The 15,201-nt window shown below is 61.2% G+C and carries 14 protein-coding genes; 7 read left to right on the top strand and 7 right to left on the bottom strand.

What is annotated here, in order from left to right:
- Window position 1 precedes the first annotated feature (1 nt).
- The 3 genes from ureE to ureG are packed head-to-tail and all read left to right on the top strand — an operon-like array spanning window position 2 to window position 2,026.
- The gene (gene ureE / locus AYM40_RS03535; RefSeq protein WP_063495013.1) at window positions 2-694 is read left to right on the top strand and encodes an urease accessory protein UreE; all 693 of its coding nucleotides are present in this window, start codon (window positions 2-4) and stop codon (window positions 692-694) included.
- The gene (locus AYM40_RS03530; protein ID WP_063495012.1) at window positions 681-1,361 is read left to right on the top strand and encodes an urease accessory protein UreF; all 681 of its coding nucleotides are present in this window, start codon (window positions 681-683) and stop codon (window positions 1,359-1,361) included. The genes ureE and AYM40_RS03530 overlap by 14 nt, the downstream gene beginning before the upstream one ends.
- Before the next feature lie 11 nt (window positions 1,362-1,372).
- Window positions 1,373-2,026: an urease accessory protein UreG gene (gene ureG / locus AYM40_RS03525; protein WP_063495011.1), complete on the top strand. Its 654-nt coding sequence runs from the start codon at window positions 1,373-1,375 to the stop codon at window positions 2,024-2,026.
- A gap of 4 nt (window positions 2,027-2,030) precedes the next feature.
- On the opposite strand, the gene AYM40_RS03520 is transcribed toward ureG, so the two are convergent.
- From AYM40_RS03520 to AYM40_RS03500, 5 genes are all read right to left on the bottom strand, one after another.
- The gene (locus AYM40_RS03520) at window positions 2,031-2,780 is read right to left on the bottom strand and encodes a Fic family protein (RefSeq protein ID WP_063495010.1); all 750 of its coding nucleotides are present in this window, start codon (window positions 2,778-2,780) and stop codon (window positions 2,031-2,033) included.
- 138 nt (window positions 2,781-2,918) lie between these two features.
- Entirely contained in the window at window positions 2,919-4,235 is a 1,317-nt protein-coding gene (waaA, locus tag AYM40_RS03515) for a lipid IV(A) 3-deoxy-D-manno-octulosonic acid transferase (protein WP_063495009.1), read from the bottom strand.
- Between the two features lie 76 nt (window positions 4,236-4,311).
- Window positions 4,312-5,196, bottom strand: coding sequence for a Kdo hydroxylase family protein (locus AYM40_RS03510; RefSeq protein WP_063495008.1), 885 nt, complete (start codon window positions 5,194-5,196; stop codon window positions 4,312-4,314).
- A gap of 61 nt (window positions 5,197-5,257) precedes the next feature.
- Window positions 5,258-6,259 (bottom strand): lipopolysaccharide heptosyltransferase I, encoded by a 1,002-nt coding sequence (gene waaC, locus AYM40_RS03505; protein ID WP_063495007.1) that lies wholly within the window; start codon window positions 6,257-6,259, stop codon window positions 5,258-5,260.
- A 196-nt stretch (window positions 6,260-6,455) separates the two neighbouring features.
- Window positions 6,456-7,850, bottom strand: coding sequence for a phosphomannomutase/phosphoglucomutase (locus AYM40_RS03500; protein ID WP_063495006.1), 1,395 nt, complete (start codon window positions 7,848-7,850; stop codon window positions 6,456-6,458).
- 289 nt (window positions 7,851-8,139) lie between these two features.
- On the opposite strand from AYM40_RS03500, the gene AYM40_RS03495 reads away from it, so the two are divergent.
- From AYM40_RS03495 to galE, 4 genes are read left to right on the top strand one after another with little or no spacing between them, the layout of a single operon-like run.
- Window positions 8,140-9,402, top strand: a complete 1,263-nt coding sequence (locus AYM40_RS03495) for an oligosaccharide flippase family protein (protein ID WP_063495005.1) — start codon at window positions 8,140-8,142, stop codon at window positions 9,400-9,402.
- On the top strand, window positions 9,399-10,229 hold the full coding sequence (locus AYM40_RS03490) for a glycosyltransferase (RefSeq protein WP_063495004.1): 831 nt from the start codon (window positions 9,399-9,401) through the stop codon (window positions 10,227-10,229). The genes AYM40_RS03495 and AYM40_RS03490 overlap by 4 nt, the downstream gene beginning before the upstream one ends.
- 51 nt (window positions 10,230-10,280) lie before the next feature.
- Window positions 10,281-11,429 (top strand): glycosyltransferase family 4 protein, encoded by a 1,149-nt coding sequence (locus AYM40_RS03485; RefSeq protein ID WP_063495003.1) that lies wholly within the window; start codon window positions 10,281-10,283, stop codon window positions 11,427-11,429.
- 12 nt (window positions 11,430-11,441) lie between these two features.
- A complete protein-coding gene (gene galE, locus AYM40_RS03480; protein WP_063495002.1) occupies window positions 11,442-12,464 on the top strand; it encodes a UDP-glucose 4-epimerase GalE in 1,023 nt (340 codons plus the stop codon).
- A gap of 73 nt (window positions 12,465-12,537) precedes the next feature.
- On the opposite strand, the gene AYM40_RS03475 is transcribed toward galE, so the two are convergent.
- A complete protein-coding gene (locus AYM40_RS03475; RefSeq protein WP_063495001.1) occupies window positions 12,538-13,239 on the bottom strand; it encodes a phosphatase PAP2 family protein in 702 nt (233 codons plus the stop codon).
- 598 nt (window positions 13,240-13,837) lie between these two features.
- Window positions 13,838-15,082, bottom strand: a complete 1,245-nt coding sequence (locus AYM40_RS03470) for a hypothetical protein (protein ID WP_063495000.1) — start codon at window positions 15,080-15,082, stop codon at window positions 13,838-13,840.
- Between the last annotated feature and the right edge of the window lie 119 nt (window positions 15,083-15,201).

Here is a 15,201-nt window from a genome sequence, read left to right as displayed (position 1 = left end):
CATGCGCACTATCGACAAACTGATTGCGCCGCATCTGAAACTGGCACCTGTGCTGGTGAAGCGCGCGCCGACCTTGACGCTCGCTTTTGATGACCGTCGCAAGAGCCGTCTTGCAGCAACGCTCGACAACGGCGAAGAAGTCGCGCTGCTGCTGCCGCGCGGCACTGTGCTGCGCGACGGCGATGTTCTGGTCGCCGATGATGGAGGTCTCGTGCGCGTAGTCGCCGCGCCCGAAGCGGTGCTGGTGGTCCGCGCGAAAGACGCGTTGACGTTGACGCGCGCCGCGTACCACCTCGGCAATCGTCACACGCCGGTTGAAGTCGGCGCGGATTACCTGAAGCTTGAATACGATCCGGTGCTGGCCGATATGCTGAAGCGCATCGGCGCAAGCGTGGATCAGGTGTCGATGCCGTTCCAGCCGGAATCCGGCGCGTACGGCGGCGGTCACAAGCATGGTCATGACGAGACCTTCGCAGAAGACTATGCCCTCGCGCAGCAGGTGTTCGGCGAGCATCATGGGCATGAGCATTCGCATGGCCATGGCCACCCACACGAACAAGGTCATAGTCACGCGCACGGTCACTCGCAAGAGCATGACCACGGCCATGAGCATTCGCACGATCACAAAGACGACGATCACGTCCACGACGAATCGTGCGGCCACGGGCATCATCACCACCATGCGCATCGCTGAACTCACGGCGCTACTGCATCTCGCGTCGCCGGCACTACCGATCGGCGCGTTCAGCTACTCGCAGGGTCTCGAAGCGGCGATCGAAGCGCAACTCATCACCGACGCAGATTCCGCACGCGATTGGATCGCGAGCGGTTTAACCGATGTGCTCGCGCGTGGCGAGCTGCCGTTTCTCGCGCATCAGATGGAACGCTGGCGTGCGCACGACGCAGACGGCTTAAAGGAAGCGAACAGCGAATTCCTAGCAAGCCGGGAGTCCGCGGAACTAAGACGCGAGACGGAACAGATGGGCTGGTCGCTGAGACAGTTGTGCGTCTCGCTGGAATGGGGCGACGCCGAACGGCGCACGACGCTGGCGTCGCTCAAGCCGCTGGCCCAACCCACGGCTTTCGCCTTCGCCGCTTTCGCACACAATGCAGCACCTGACGCCGCGCTCGCCGCCTACGCATTCAGCTGGGTGGAAAACCAGACCGCCGCCGCATTGAAGGCGGTGCCGCTCGGCCAACTCGCGGGCCAGCGCATCATCGTCGCGTTGCGTGAGCCGATCGACGCTGCCGTCACACGAGCATTGGCCACTTCTCCCGACAACATCAACACCTTCGCGCCGCAATTGGGCATTCTGTCGGCGCGTCACGAGTCGCAGTATTCGCGGCTGTTCCGCTCATAAATTAACCCATCATGAACGCACCTCACCACCCCACTCAACCGCCTGTCCGCACGAAAAAACTGCCGCCGCTGCGCGTGGGCGTCGGCGGCCCGGTCGGCTCGGGCAAGACCACGCTGCTCGAAATGCTCTGCAAGGCGATGCGCGAACAGTACGACCTCGTCGCGATCACCAACGACATCTATACGAAGGAGGACCAGCGTCTGTTGACAGTGGCAGGCGCATTGCCCGCCGAACGGATCATGGGCGTCGAAACGGGCGGCTGCCCGCACACGGCGATTCGTGAAGACGCATCGATCAATCTCGAAGCCGTCGACCGCATGCTGACGCGCTTTCCCGATGCGGACATCGTGTTCATTGAATCGGGCGGCGATAACCTCGCGGCGACATTCAGTCCGGAACTGTCGGACCTGACGATCTATGTGATCGACGTGGCCGGCGGCGAGAAGATTCCGCGCAAAGGTGGCCCGGGTATTACGAAATCGGATCTGCTGGTGATCAACAAGACCGATCTCGCGCCGATGGTCGGCGCGAATCTGGAGGTGATGGCTTCCGACGCGAAGAAGATGCGCGGCGAGCGGCCCTTCGTGATGTGCAATCTGAAGGCGCTCGACGGACTGGATGTGGTGGTGAAATTTATCGAGAAGAAGGGGTTGTTGAAGGTCTGAGACCTTACTCGCCCGGATGGCATTCAAGCAGGAATGCCATCATTTCGGATCCATCTTTCGATAGATAGAAGCGCACCATCTTCTCGTTGAAGTCGCCCGCGCGCTGCGCTGGCACGCTGATCGCGTCGATACCGTTCGACATCAACACACCATTCATCATGAAGCGCGACGTGCGCTTGTTGCCGTCGAAGAAGAATTGCTGCAATGCGCCGAACAGGAAGAAAGCGCAAGCTCTCTCGAAGGCGTTGGAAACCTGATCGGTCAGTGCGTGTGTGCCCGCGGCAAAAACCTGGTTGAGTTCAGGGGCACCGGGCAAGGTCGGCAGCGGGGTATGTCGCCCCGCCTCCCCCAACGCTTCGTCGGGCATGTATCGCGTTTCCTCGCCTTCCCCACGGAACACGCCCCACTCGAGCGCCTCATTACGCGCAACAAGGCGGTGCAGGTCGCAAAACGTTGTTTTGTCGAGCGCAAATCTGCCGTTCTGCACGATCGCCAGTAGATGTTTCGAACTCTCCGCCAAGTTCAGAATCTGCTCCTGATCAGAAACTTTCCGCCCGCCAACCGTTACGCCGTCGAGCAGGGTCTTTACCTCAGGAAACGTGAACGGATTACCTTCGAGCACGCTCGCATCCCACACGAATTCCGGCAGCATCCGATGAAAGCGAAAACACACCCGTTTAATCGAATGGGTCGGCAAGTCTTGCGGGATCGCGGCGCGATCCCATTGAAAACCGAGGTCAGTAAAGAGCGTCATGGCAGCAGTGGAAAATGCGGTTCGAATCAGAAGGTGGTCAATGCGCACGCCCGATGTTCGCAGAATATATGATTTATTGGCGCACAAACCGATAAGACAAGCGCCGCAATTCGCGGCGCTTGAATGACTACGCTGTGACTACTCCGGCAACACCGCCATCAACACATCAACAGTCCGTGCCGTTGCGCCGCGATGGCGCGCGGCAAACGCCGAAGCCGCGCCGCCCATCGCCAGCCGCCTTGCCTTGTCGCCGAACAGCTCGCGCAACGCCCGCGCCAGATCAGCCGGATCTTGCACCTGCACCGCCGCACCCGCCGCGACCGCATCCGCCGTGGCTTGCGTAAAGTTGAACACATGCGGCCCGATCAGCACCGGCACACCGACCGCACAGGCTTCAATCAGATTCTGCCCGCCCAGCGGCAGCAAACTCCCGCCGATAAACGCGAGATCCGAGGCGGCATAGTAAGCGCCCAACTCACCCATCGAATCACCGAGCAGCACGTTGACGTCAGAAGGCAAAGCAGGCACACCGCCGCCTGCAGTTGCAGCAGCAGCCGACGCTACCGCCGCGCTCGGCGCCCAGGTCGAACGCCGCGCAAGCCGCAAACCCGCCGTCTCGACCAACGCCGCCACTTCGTTAAACCGTTGCGGATGACGCGGCACCAGAATCAGCAACGCATCATCGATACCAAGCGCCGCGAACGCCTGCAGCACCAGCTCCTCTTCGCCTTCGCGCGTACTCGCCGCGACCCACACCGGCCGCGTGCCGATCGCCGCACGCCACGCATGACCACGCGCTGCCAGTTCCGGCGGCGTGCTCATATCGAACTTCAGATTACCGAGTACCGCGACGTTACGCGCACCGAGTGCAGTGAGCCGCTCCGCATCCGACGGACTCTGCGCCAGCACCCGCGCAAATCCGCCGAACACGTCCTTGGTCGCATGGCCGAACTTGGCCGCGCGCTTGTACGAGCGTGCCGACATCCGCGCATTGGTCAGCACGAGCGGCACGTCCGCGCGACGGCATTCGTCGATCAGTGTCGGCCACACTTCGGTTTCCATCACGAGACCGAGCGACGGCCGCCACGCCCGCAAAAACCGCCGCACCACGTGCGGCATGTCGTATGGCAGATAGCTGCGCAACACACGGTCGCCGAAAATCTGCTCGCCGGTGGCACGGCCACTCGGCGTCATATGCGTCAAAAGAATGCGTGCGTCAGGACGCGCTTTCATCAGCGCGTCGATCAGGGGTTGCGCGGCACGCGTCTCGCCCACCGACACCGCATGCACCCAGATCAGCGGCGCATTGTCTTCCGGCAACCGGCCACGGGAGTAACCGAAACGCTCGGCAATATGCTCGCGATAGCCGCGCTCCTTGCGCGAACGGATCAGCAAACGCAGCACGGCAAGCGGCGCGACGATCCACCAGAGCGCGTTATAAATCGCCCTCAGCATCGGGACTCCGCACATCCGGGCGCGAATCCGAATGCAAGCGCGAGTTTCACAGCGCGATCGAAACAGACAGCGGCGCTCAAACCAGCGCCCTGCCCTTCAGGCGCTCGAGAATGCCGAGCGGTGCGCAGTCCGGCTGCGCCATCGCCTTGACCGGCAGGAAGAAGGTCTGCTCCAGCATGAACTGGCCGGACATCACCGCATGCGAAGTCTGATCGGAGAAACACACCCACACGCTGCCCGGCGGAAACGGCATGGTCTCCTGCGGACTCGACTTCTGATAGTTGAGATCGGCCTTCATGCTGTCGTGCAGATTCAGCATCAGATGGTCGTATTCGCTGCGCGGCGATTTGGTGACGTGCAGCAGGTTCAGCAGCCACGCCGAGCCCGGCATCTGCGGCTTGATGCGCGGCAGGAAGCGTTTGGCCATATCCTCGAACGGTTCGCCGACGCGCCACACGCGCGGTGCGCCATGCGGATTGACGTTGGTGAACACGCGCAGAATGCGCTCGCCGTAATTCGGCCGCGACGGAAAGGCATCGACGTGCAAACGGCTATCGTCTTTACGCCAGGACGTCTCGCGCCCTTGCACCTCATGCAGCCGCAGGCTCGTCGGCGCGACGCGCAACTTGCTGTTGTATTCGGGGAACAGCCCATCGACGAGCGTGCGCGCATTGGTCTGATAGCGCGCGATCAACGCGCGCACCGCCGATTGCGTGACCGCATCGCCAGCCACGCCGTGCAAGGCGCCGCCGTTCGGCTCAAGACTGATGTTCTTGCGGCTCGGATCGGCCAGTTTGGGATCGAGCAACGCCTGTTCGCCGCCTTCGATCGCAAAGCGCAGGTTCGGGAAATACAGCACCTTGCCGCGTTCGACGCCGGCCAGCAGCATCTCGCGTGGCACGGACAGGTTGCGTCCGTGCCAGTCTGCGTTCGCTACTTCGATGATCTGGGTTTCGTTCATGGTCGCCCTTGAAAACGGATGGAGCGTGAGGCGAAGCACCCCGCATTACAGCGTTACGACATTAGAGCAGGCCGAAACCTGCCAGCGCGGATTTGACTTCTTGCAGCGTGGGCGGCTTGCCGGCTGTGCCGAGGTTGACGACGTTCGGCGACCAGTAGCCGCCAGTACGCCACGCGGTGGCGAAATTGTACAACTCGACTGTCGGCCGCTTCAGCGCCGCCGCAATGTGAACCAGACCTGTGTCAACGCCGACTGTCGCGGCGGCGCCTTCGATCAGGCCGACCACCGCCGGCAATGACAGCCTGGGCGGCACGATAGCCGCACCGCCGAATTCCTTCGCCAGACGCTCGCTGGTGACGCGCTCGTCCTCGCTGCCCCACGGCAGCACGATCGACGCGCCGCGCCGCACCAGAGACTGACCGAGTTCGATCCACGCGGTATCGGGCCACTGCTTGTCGGCGCGCGAGGTGGCGTGCACGAACACCACGTAAGGCACCGGCAGATTCAGATTCGCCCCCGACAAAGCCAGCGCCGCGCGCCCGGTGTCAATGCCGAAGTCGATATCGTCGGTGGGCTGCGGCTGCGGGTCGTTCAGCGCCGCGGCCACCAGTTGGCGGGTACGCTCGACCACATGGGTGCGCGGCTCGATCGGTACCCGCTTTTTGTAGAAGAAGCGCACCGGCCATTCGAATCCCGCGCCGTCGGTACGGTTCGCAAGGCCGACCAGCGGTCCACGCGCCATGCTCGCGACCCACGCCGTCTTGATGAGCCCCTGGCAGTCGATCACGAGGTCGTAGTTCTCGGCGGCGAGCGCGCGGCGAAACGCGCCGATCTCGCGCCAGGTGTCGACCGAAAGGATGCGCTTGCGCCAGCGCCGCAGCGACACGGGAATCGCCCGCCGCACGCCGCTGACGAGCTCCACGAGCCCTACGAAGCTTTCTTCGACGAGCCAGTCGATCTGGGCTTCGGGATGGCGGCGTTGGATGTCGGCGATCACCGGCATGTTGTGAACGACGTCGCCCAATGACGACACCCTCACGATCAGTATCTTTTGCACGCTCAAGTGTGGGAAAACCGGCTATCCGGCCCGAAGATGCGTTGAGAAAAGTGCCCTCGCGCCAGGTCCCCCGAGGGGGCGAGGACCGCAATTCTAGCGCGATACGGGTAAATGGCATGAAAAAACGCGGCGCGGTAAGTGAAACCCGCGCCGCGTTCGACGGTGGCCGCGGTTCGCGAAGAACCACGGCGCGCTCGAGCCTTTAGAACGGCAGCTTCGCGTCAGGCTTCTCCGCCATGATCACGCGGCGGAAGTCTTCCTGGATGCGCTTGAGCGCCTCGTCGCTATCGGCTTCGAAACGCATTACCACCACCGGCGTAGTGTTCGACGAGCGCGCAAGGCCGAAGCCGTCCGGGTACTCGACACGCAGGCCGTCGATCTTCACGACGTCGTCCGCGCCGGTGAACTTCGCGTTTTGCTGCAAACGTGCGATCAGTTCGAAGTTTTCGCCTTCTTCGAGCTTCAATTGCAGTTCCGGCGTGGAATTCGAGTTCGGCAGCGAGTTCAGCAGCTTGCTCGGATCCGCCACACGCGTAAGGATTTCGAGCAGCCGCGCACCCGTGTACAGGCCGTCGTCAAACCCGTACCAGCGGTCTTTGAAGAACACATGGCCGCTCATTTCGCCTGCCAGCGGCGCGCCGGTTTCGCGCAGCTTCGCCTTCACGAGCGAGTGGCCGGTCTTCCACATCAGCGGTTCGCCGCCTTTATCTTTGACCCATTTGGCGAGATTGCGCGTGCACTTCACGTCGTAAATGATCTGCGCGCCCTTGTTGCGCGACAGCACTTCTTCGGCGAACAGCATCAGCTGGCGGTCCGGATAGATGATCTCGCCGTCTTTGGTGACGACGCCGAGGCGGTCGCCGTCGCCGTCGAAGGCGAAACCGATTTCCGCGTCCGTTTCCTTCAACGCGCGGATCACGTCCTGCAGATTCTCGGGGTGAGCCGGGTCCGGGTGATGGTTCGGGAAGTTGCCGTCGATCTCGGTGAACAGTTCGACCAGTTCGCAGCCGAGCTTCTTGAAGAGCTTCGGCGCGAGCCCGCCTGCCACACCGTTGCCGGTGTCGACCACGATCTTGATCGGGCGTGCGAGCTTGACGTCGCTGGCAATGCGATCCAGATACGCATCGGCGATGTCGTACTCGGTGTATGTGCCGCTGCCATCAGTGAAGTTTTCGTCGACGATGCGCTGATGCAGCGCGAGGATCTGCTCGCCGTAAATGGCCGCGCCGCGCAGCACCATCTTGAAGCCGTTGTAGTCGGGCGGATTGTGGCTGCCCGTCACGACGATGCACGAATCGACGCGGCGTTCGCCGCCGTCGAGCTTCAACGGCACGCTGGCCGCGAAGTAGCCGACCGGAGTCGGCACCATGCCGACGTTGACCACGTCGACGCCGGCCGCACGCAGACCGTCCGACAGTGCCTGGATCAGCTCGGGACCCGAGAGGCGCCCGTCACGCGCGACCACGACGGCGTCGCCACCTTGCGCCCGCACTTCGCTGCCGAAGGCGCGACCGATCGAACGCGCTGTGTCGGCGTCGAGCGTCTTGCCGATCACACCGCGAATGTCATACGCCTTGAAAATAGATTTGGAGATCATGATGGCTCACTTACGTGCAATGGAAAATTTTGACCGACGCATCGCCGAGAAATCGGTAAAACACGCTGTTAAACCGAGCGATGCGTCCTTGCCGGAAGCGATCCGGTTCCAACTTATAATTGCGCCTTTCGGACATACCCTGATAGACGCCCATTCTAATGCTTAGACGCCCACCTTTTGTTAAGTTGCCGCGACAGTCGGCCTGTGGATGGGCATTCGCGCAGATTGCCGGCAGACAACCCGCGCCGCTCGCGCGCCCCGCACAACGGGACTGGCGAGTGTCCACCGGATGCTGACACTCAAACGCTTCGCCAATCCGGACGTCACGCGCGCCTTCACCAATATCGTCTGGCTCGGGCTGGAGCGGCTCACGCAAATCGGCGTGGCAATCGTGATCAGCGGCATGCTGGCACGCTACTTCGGGCCCGACACTTTCGGCAAATGGCAGTACGCGAATACGCTACTGCTGGTGCTTTCGCCAATCACCTGGGTATGCGGCGCGGAAATTCTGGTTCCCACCATCGTCAGCCGGCCGCCAACCCAGCTCGGCACGGTGCTCGGCAGCGCCTTCGCGCTGCGCTTCTCGGTTTCCGTCGCGGCGCTGCTGCTCACGTGGCTTGGCATTGCGTTGCACTTCTTCGACCCGCTGGTGGGCGCCATGCTCGCCGGCCTCGCGGTGACCATGCTGTTTCGCGAGCCGTTCGTCGGCGTGATCAACGCGTGGCTGCAAAGCATGACGTATAGCAAGCCGCAGTTGCTCACCAGCATGAGCACCGCGGTGCTGAAGGCCGGCTTCGCCTATCTGCTGGTGCGCGCCATGGCAACGCCCGCGCGCTTTGGCTGGCTGTGGGCCGCCGAATCGGCGGCGATCGGCGCGGTCTTGCTGATCTATTACATCCGTCGGCATGGCGGCAAGCTCGGCTGGCGTCTCGACCGCTCGCTCTTCAAGCACTTCGCGACCGCGGGCACGGTGTTCTGGCTCGGCCTGGTCTGTATGTATCTGTTCCTGAAACTGGACAGACTGATGCTCGAGCGGGCGATTTCCTTCGCCGACCTCGGGCGTTATTCCGCCGCGCAGCAGTTGAACGAAAACTGGATCACGCTTGCGCTGATGCTCGCGCAGACGATCGCGCCCGCCTTCGTCTACCGCGTGCAAGACGCCGCGCAATTGCGCCGCAACGTGTGGCGGCTCACCGCCATGACCGCCGCGCTGATGGTGAGCGGCGCGATCGTGCTGGATCTGCTGGCCGGCTTCATCATCCGCAGCGTATTCGGACCGGACTTTGAAGGCGCCATCGAGATTTTCCGCTGGGCCGTGTGGCTTTCCGTGCCGGCCGGCGTCGAAGCGATCGGCAATCTGATCGTGCTGAAATATCAGGCCAAATTCGTGTTGCTCTCGAAGTGGCTGCTGGCGCTCGCGATTGCATTCGTCGTCAATCTGCTGGCAATTTCACGGCTTGGCGCTTACGGTGCGCTGGTGGGACTCGCAGCCGGTTATCTCGCCGCCGCGTCAGTTAATCTTTATTACATTCGTTTCAAATTGCGCCCATGACGAACTCATCCGCCGCCGCGCATATGTCTCTCGACGACGTCGCCGTCCTGATGCCCGCGTACAACGGCCAGGCCGACGTCGATCTCACGCTGGCCTCGTTCAGCGAAAACGCGCTAGTGCATGTACTGATCGTCGACGACGGCAGCACGCCGCCGATCGCAGCGCCCACGATCCCGAATATGATGATCGAAGTGCTGCGCATGCCGCAGAACCGCGGCATCGAACGCGCGCTGCAAACCGGCATCGACGCCCTTGCCCAGCGTGGCTTTCGCTACGCAGCACGCATCGACGCGGGCGACCGCAGCGTGCCGCAACGGCTCGCTAAACAACGCGAGTTCATGGAGTCGCATCCGCAAGTAGCCGGTCTCGGCATGTGGACGCAAGTGGTCACGCGTGAAGGGAAACCGCTGTTCATGCTGACACCGCCGGCTGAGCCGCATGAGATCCGGCGCTTGCGGTTCTTTCGTTCATGCCTCGCGCATCCTTCGATGATGTTGCGTATCGACGCCGTGCGCGCGGTCGGCAACTACCAGGCAGCATATCCTTCCGCCGAAGACCTCGATCTGTTCGTGCGTCTGATGGCGTGCTACGACTGCGCGAACCTGCCGGAACTCGGGCTCTACTACGAGCTGAACGAAGGTGGCATCAGCGCGACCAAACGGCGCCGCCAGGTCAGCTCGACGTTGCGTCTGCAACTACGCTACTTCAACGTCGCCAATCTCTACGACTGGCTGGGTCTCGCCAAAAATATGCTGCATCTCGTGACGCCTTACCGCGCATTGCAGCGGGTCAAACGCACGCTGCTTGCGCCGCGTGCGAGTCATTGATTCCGTTACGCCGTCATTCACCCTGTTATTCACCGTCGAGCCCGTTCCCGCATGAAGCCTGCCCTGAAGTCGACGCCCGCGCTACGCATTACACTCGTCTGTAACACCGCCTGGGCAATCTATACGTATCGGCAAGGGCTGATCCGCATGCTGGTTGGACGCGGCGTCGACGTGACGGTGCTCGCGCCGCGCGACCGCACGTTCGGATTGCTCACCGCGATGGGGTGCCGCTGCATCGAATTGCCGGTGGCGTCCAAAGGCACCAGTCCGCGCGAGGACCTGCGCACACTTCTGTCGTTGTATCGCTTGTATCGAAGCATCCGCCCGCACGTCGTGTTCCATTACACGATCAAGCCGAACATTTACGGCTCGGTCGCTGCGAAACTGGCGGGCGTGCAGTCGGTGGCGGTGACCACCGGGCTCGGTTACGTGTTCATCCAGCAGAGCCGCGCTGCGCAAGTCGCCAAAAAACTGTACCGTTTCGCCTTCCGATTCCCGCGCGAAATCTGGTTTCTGAATCGCGACGATCAGGCCGCCTTTGTCGAGCAGAATTTGTTGGCGCATCCTGAACGTGCGCGCCTCCTCCACGGCGAAGGCGTCGATCTCGAGCAGTTCGCCTTCACCCCGCTGCCGGAGCGGATGGAATTCAAGTTCGTGCTGATCGGGCGGCTGTTGTGGGACAAGGGCGTCGGCGAATATGTCGAAGCCGCACGGCGTTTGCGTGAACGTTATCCCCAGGCGCGGTTCCAGTTGCTCGGCCCGGTGGGCGTCGACAACCCTAGCGCGATCACACGCGAAGAGGTGGCCGCGTGGGAACAGGAAGGCATCATCGAGTATCTTGGCGAGGCGCACGACGTGCGGCCCTTCATCGCCGGCGCGAATTGCGTCGTCCTGCCGTCCTATCGCGAAGGCGTGCCTCGCACGCTGATGGAAGCATCGGCGATGGGCCGGCCGATCGTGACGACCGACGTACCAGGCTGCCGCGAAGTGGTGGCGGACGGTGTCAATGGATTGCTGTGCGAAGCGCGCAATGCAGAGAGTCTCGCGGCGCAGCTGGCGCGGATGCTCGACATGAGCAGCGCCGAGCGCCGCGCAATGGCTGAACGCGGTCGACAGAAAGTCGCGCAAGAGTTCGACGAACGCGTTGTCGTCGAAACGTATAAAGACCTGGTGCAAAAAATGACGGGCGTTCTACTTTAACGGAGCAACAGCATGACCACGAAGGGCACGATTCTGGTAACGGGCGGTGCAGGATTTATCGGCTCGCACACATGCGTCGAACTGCTGAACGGCGGTTACGACGTCGTGGTAATCGACAATCTCGTGAATAGCAACCGCGAGTCGCTGCGGCGCGCGGAGCAAATCACCGGTAAGCCCGTGACCTTCTACGAAGCCGACGCGCGCGATGAAGCGGCGCTCAAGCGCATTTTCGACGCACACCCGATCACCGGCGCGATTCACTTTGCCGCGCTGAAGGCGGTGGGCGAATCGGTCGCCAAGCCAATCGAGTACTACAGCAATAACGTCGGCAGTTTGCTGGCGCTGCTCGGCGTGATGCGCGATCGCAATGTGAAGCAGTTCGTGTTCAGTTCCTCGGCGACGGTGTATGGCGTGCCGAAGAGCTCACCGATCGACGAATCCTTTCCGCTGTCGGCCACCAATCCTTACGGGCAGTCGAAGCTGATTGCCGAGCAGGTTTTGCGCGATCTGGAAGTGGCGGATCCTTCATGGCGGATTGCGACGCTGCGCTATTTCAATCCGGTGGGCGCGCATGAGAGCGGCTTGATTGGGGAGGATCCGGCGGGTATTCCAAATAACCTGATGCCGTATGTGGCACAGGTTGCTGTCGGCAAGCTGGAGAAGCTGCGGGTGTTTGGCGGCGATTATGAAACGCCCGACGGCACCGGCGTGCGCGACTACATCCATGTGGTCGACCTGGCGCGCGGACACCTGGCCGCGCTCGACGCACTGGTCAAGCGCGATACCAGTTTCGTCGTGAACCTCGGCACAGGCCAGGGCTATAGCGTGCTGGACGTGGTGCGCTCGTTCGAGAAAGCGTCCGGCAAACCGGTGCCGTACGAGATCGTCGCGCGCCGTCCGGGCGACGTCGCGTCGTGTTTCGCCGATCCGGCGGCGGCCGAGAACATCATCGGCTGGCGTGCACAGTTCGGCATCGAACAGATGTGCGCGGATCACTGGCGCTGGCAGTCAACGAATCCGCACGGCTTCGCCTGAATGAAGTGAAAGTCGACGGCGGTGCCAACGAATTGCCAGACAGGAATTCGACCGCCGTCGGCTTTCGTCGCCTCTACGAGTGCGCGACGACTTTTGAAACGGCGTGTACGAGCATCCGCACTTCATCGAACTGCGTTGCCAGCTCGAAACACAGTACGAAGGCCATCGCGTAACAGAGCCCGGGCCATCGGTGGATCCATCGCAAGAACGGCGCTGCGAGAGGCTTTCTGATGGAGTCGCGGGTCATTACATAGGTGACCACAACGCCGATCAGCAACCCAGCGATAACGTCGGTCGGATAATGCAGGCCGAGATAGATACGCGTCGCGCAGATAAAGATCGCCGTGTAGAGTATCGCGGGTATCCCCACGCGGTATGAAACGAGAAAAATTCCCATGGCGACCGACATCCACACCATTGCGTGGTCGCTCGGAAAAGAACTCCAGAATCGCAACTCATGTTCCCCCTCGGCTACTGGAAACTGAAGGTGCAAATCCGGGTTATAGATTGGTCGCACGCGAAATGGCAGGTAATGTGCGAGCAATCTGCCTAGCACGAGTGCCACAAGACCGCTCACAAAGGTCGCGATGACGATCTCGCGCTCCCATTCGCCGCGCTGAGTAGGCCTGAACCAGATCCACCACAGTATGGGGACGAGCAGCAGGCCCTTGAACGTGTACATACCGGCGATCGCTTTGATCGCGCTATTCACGAATGGAGTGCTGAAAGCGCCGTGGGTCAGGAAAGTTAGGATTGTTAGATCGAATCCGTTCATTGCGGAATTTCCTCAACGTAATCGCTCAAGGGGCGTGGAGACGAAATAATAATTCCGTCCCGCATGCGTGTTCCCGCCCTCTTCCGGGATCACGCCGTCAGCTCCGCTGCTCGCGATGTCAATACCGCCCGATTCTTCGCGCCAGCGCTTCAAGTCGGGCACCGGTCTTTCGTTCTTCCACGGCAATCAGGACCCTGCCGCCTTTGTCTCACTGGTCCCGAGGATCTGAATGCTGATGGTACCTCCACCTTCCCTCAAATTGACTTACAAATGCATTAGTTGTGTGTTATAGCGCCCAGATGAAAACGCCACTACAGGTGCTTCGGTAATATCTACACGTTTTCGTTGGCATCGCAAAGAGGCGCAGTTGTGGACTGCATTCAATATTCGTGAAGACGGGTGACGCACCGAGCCGCGAAGGCTGGCGAACAGACGCGCCGTGCTGCGAGGAATGGATGGGTAGATTGAGGGAGGAAAGAAGAACGAAAAGCGCTGCATTGCGCAGCACGCTTCCCTCCCTGGGCCTAGGTGGCGGACAGTTCTCGAATGCGCGGCGCCGCGTGGCTCATTCGATGCCACGCGGTGCGAACGCAATCTCTTAGTTGACTACGATGGCCGAAGAAAGGGCGTTCTTGACGAACGGCTTGCCGACCACCTTGACGTAGTAGGTGCCCGCTTTGGTCACCGGAATCGTGGTCGTGGTGGCTGGGTAGCTCGCCTGGACCCAGGCGCTGTTGGAGTAGCTCCACAACTCCAGATGATCCACGGTATCCGCGTGCGTGAACGAAACCTTGATCGTACGGCTACTCACCGAAGTGGTCACCCCCAGGCAGTTGTCGATACCCGTCTCGAGCGGAGTCCCCTCGTAGTAATCATCCCAGGTAACCAGTTGCAGAAACGGCAACTGCTTGGCCGAATTGAAGTACTGGTTGATCTTCGTGAAGCTGTTCAGCCACGTTTCGCCGCATTGTTGATCAACAAACGTCGGACCATCCCACGGGGCCAGTGCGCCATTGAAACCCTTGTACGCTGCGCCCATCGTGATCTGCGTCGGGTGCAAATTGGACCGGGTGTAGAAATCGTCCATCGTGGACAGATCAGGCGGCGTGACGTCCGTGCTGGTCGGGTTGACCCACAGGAACGAACCGGCACTCTTGGCAATGCCGAACCCATCCGGCGACGTTGCGTTGTCCAGATGGACGAACTGAATATTCGGATATGCGTTTTGAATGGCCGTCCAGTTGACCCCGCCCGCCGCCGTCAAGCCAAAATCACCGACGACCGGCTTGCCGTTATAGGTCAGATAAGACGCGTCACTGAGGTAATGCGAGTTGATGTAGCTCAACGCGGCCATCACCTTGTTCTGGTTGGTCCCGCTGTAGTTGTTCAACAAGTTCGCGTCGAGCATGATCGCAAACGACAGCTTATTGCCGGACAGCGTAGTGTAATTGTGAATGATCGGCTGCGAAATGAGCCAGTCCTGGTCGCTGATATCGGTCTGCCCCTGCCAATCTACCATCACGCCATCGACACCGCGGCTGACGAGGTCGGCGAAGAACGCCTTGACGTACGTGGTATTGCCGTTCGAGTAGTTGACGTTGACCCCGGTGTCGTTGCCGCCGTCGAACCACGGCAGATAGTGCACCAGCACCTTCGTCGTGTTACCCGGGTAAAGCAGCGTGTGGACGTTGACCTTCGAGACATTGGTCCCACCCGCCAGCGTACCGTTTGAGAAGGCCTTTGTGGCCGCATTAGCCGAAGTGTTCGGAGCCATCAGCGCCGATTGTGCTGTCTGCGCTTGCGCGTAACCCGCGATAAAAAGCGTGGCAACGCCCGCGAGCATAGCGCGGGAGAATTTGGATCTTAGTTTCGTGGACACCATCAATATCCTGACTCGTATTTGATTGAAAACGTAAAGCCGTGAACCTCAGGGTTCACTGCAAAAAAGTAGGGGGGTTGCCC

Origin of the sequence: Paraburkholderia phytofirmans OLGA172 (genome assembly GCF_001634365.1) — a bacterium.
Lineage (GTDB): Bacteria > Pseudomonadota > Gammaproteobacteria > Burkholderiales > Burkholderiaceae > Paraburkholderia.
Note: the sequence above shows the minus strand (reverse complement) of the source record. Positions and strands in the feature narration are given on the sequence as shown.

Bases quoted from the DNA above. Each gene is read 5' to 3' on its own strand.
- AYM40_RS03490 (WP_063495004.1), top strand. From the start codon at position 9,399: ATGACGAACTCATCCGCCGCCGCGCATATGTCTCTCGACGACGTCGCC.
- AYM40_RS03520 (WP_063495010.1), bottom strand. From the start codon at position 2,780: ATGACGCTCTTTACTGACCTCGGTTTTCAATGGGATCGCGCCGCGATC.
- AYM40_RS03530 (WP_063495012.1), top strand. From the start codon at position 681: ATGCGCATCGCTGAACTCACGGCGCTACTGCATCTCGCGTCGCCGGCA.
- AYM40_RS03470 (WP_063495000.1), bottom strand. From the start codon at position 15,082: ATGCTCGCGGGCGTTGCCACGCTTTTTATCGCGGGTTACGCGCAAGCG.
- AYM40_RS03495 (WP_063495005.1), top strand. From the start codon at position 8,140: ATGCTGACACTCAAACGCTTCGCCAATCCGGACGTCACGCGCGCCTTC.
- AYM40_RS03510 (WP_063495008.1), bottom strand. From the start codon at position 5,196: ATGAACGAAACCCAGATCATCGAAGTAGCGAACGCAGACTGGCACGGA.
- waaA (WP_063495009.1), bottom strand. From the start codon at position 4,235: ATGCTGAGGGCGATTTATAACGCGCTCTGGTGGATCGTCGCGCCGCTT.
- ureE (WP_063495013.1), top strand. From the start codon at position 2: ATGCGCACTATCGACAAACTGATTGCGCCGCATCTGAAACTGGCACCT.
- AYM40_RS03485 (WP_063495003.1), top strand. From the start codon at position 10,281: ATGAAGCCTGCCCTGAAGTCGACGCCCGCGCTACGCATTACACTCGTC.
- galE (WP_063495002.1), top strand. From the start codon at position 11,442: ATGACCACGAAGGGCACGATTCTGGTAACGGGCGGTGCAGGATTTATC.
- ureG (WP_063495011.1), top strand. From the start codon at position 1,373: ATGAACGCACCTCACCACCCCACTCAACCGCCTGTCCGCACGAAAAAA.
- AYM40_RS03475 (WP_063495001.1), bottom strand. From the start codon at position 13,239: ATGAACGGATTCGATCTAACAATCCTAACTTTCCTGACCCACGGCGCT.
- AYM40_RS03500 (WP_063495006.1), bottom strand. From the start codon at position 7,850: ATGATCTCCAAATCTATTTTCAAGGCGTATGACATTCGCGGTGTGATC.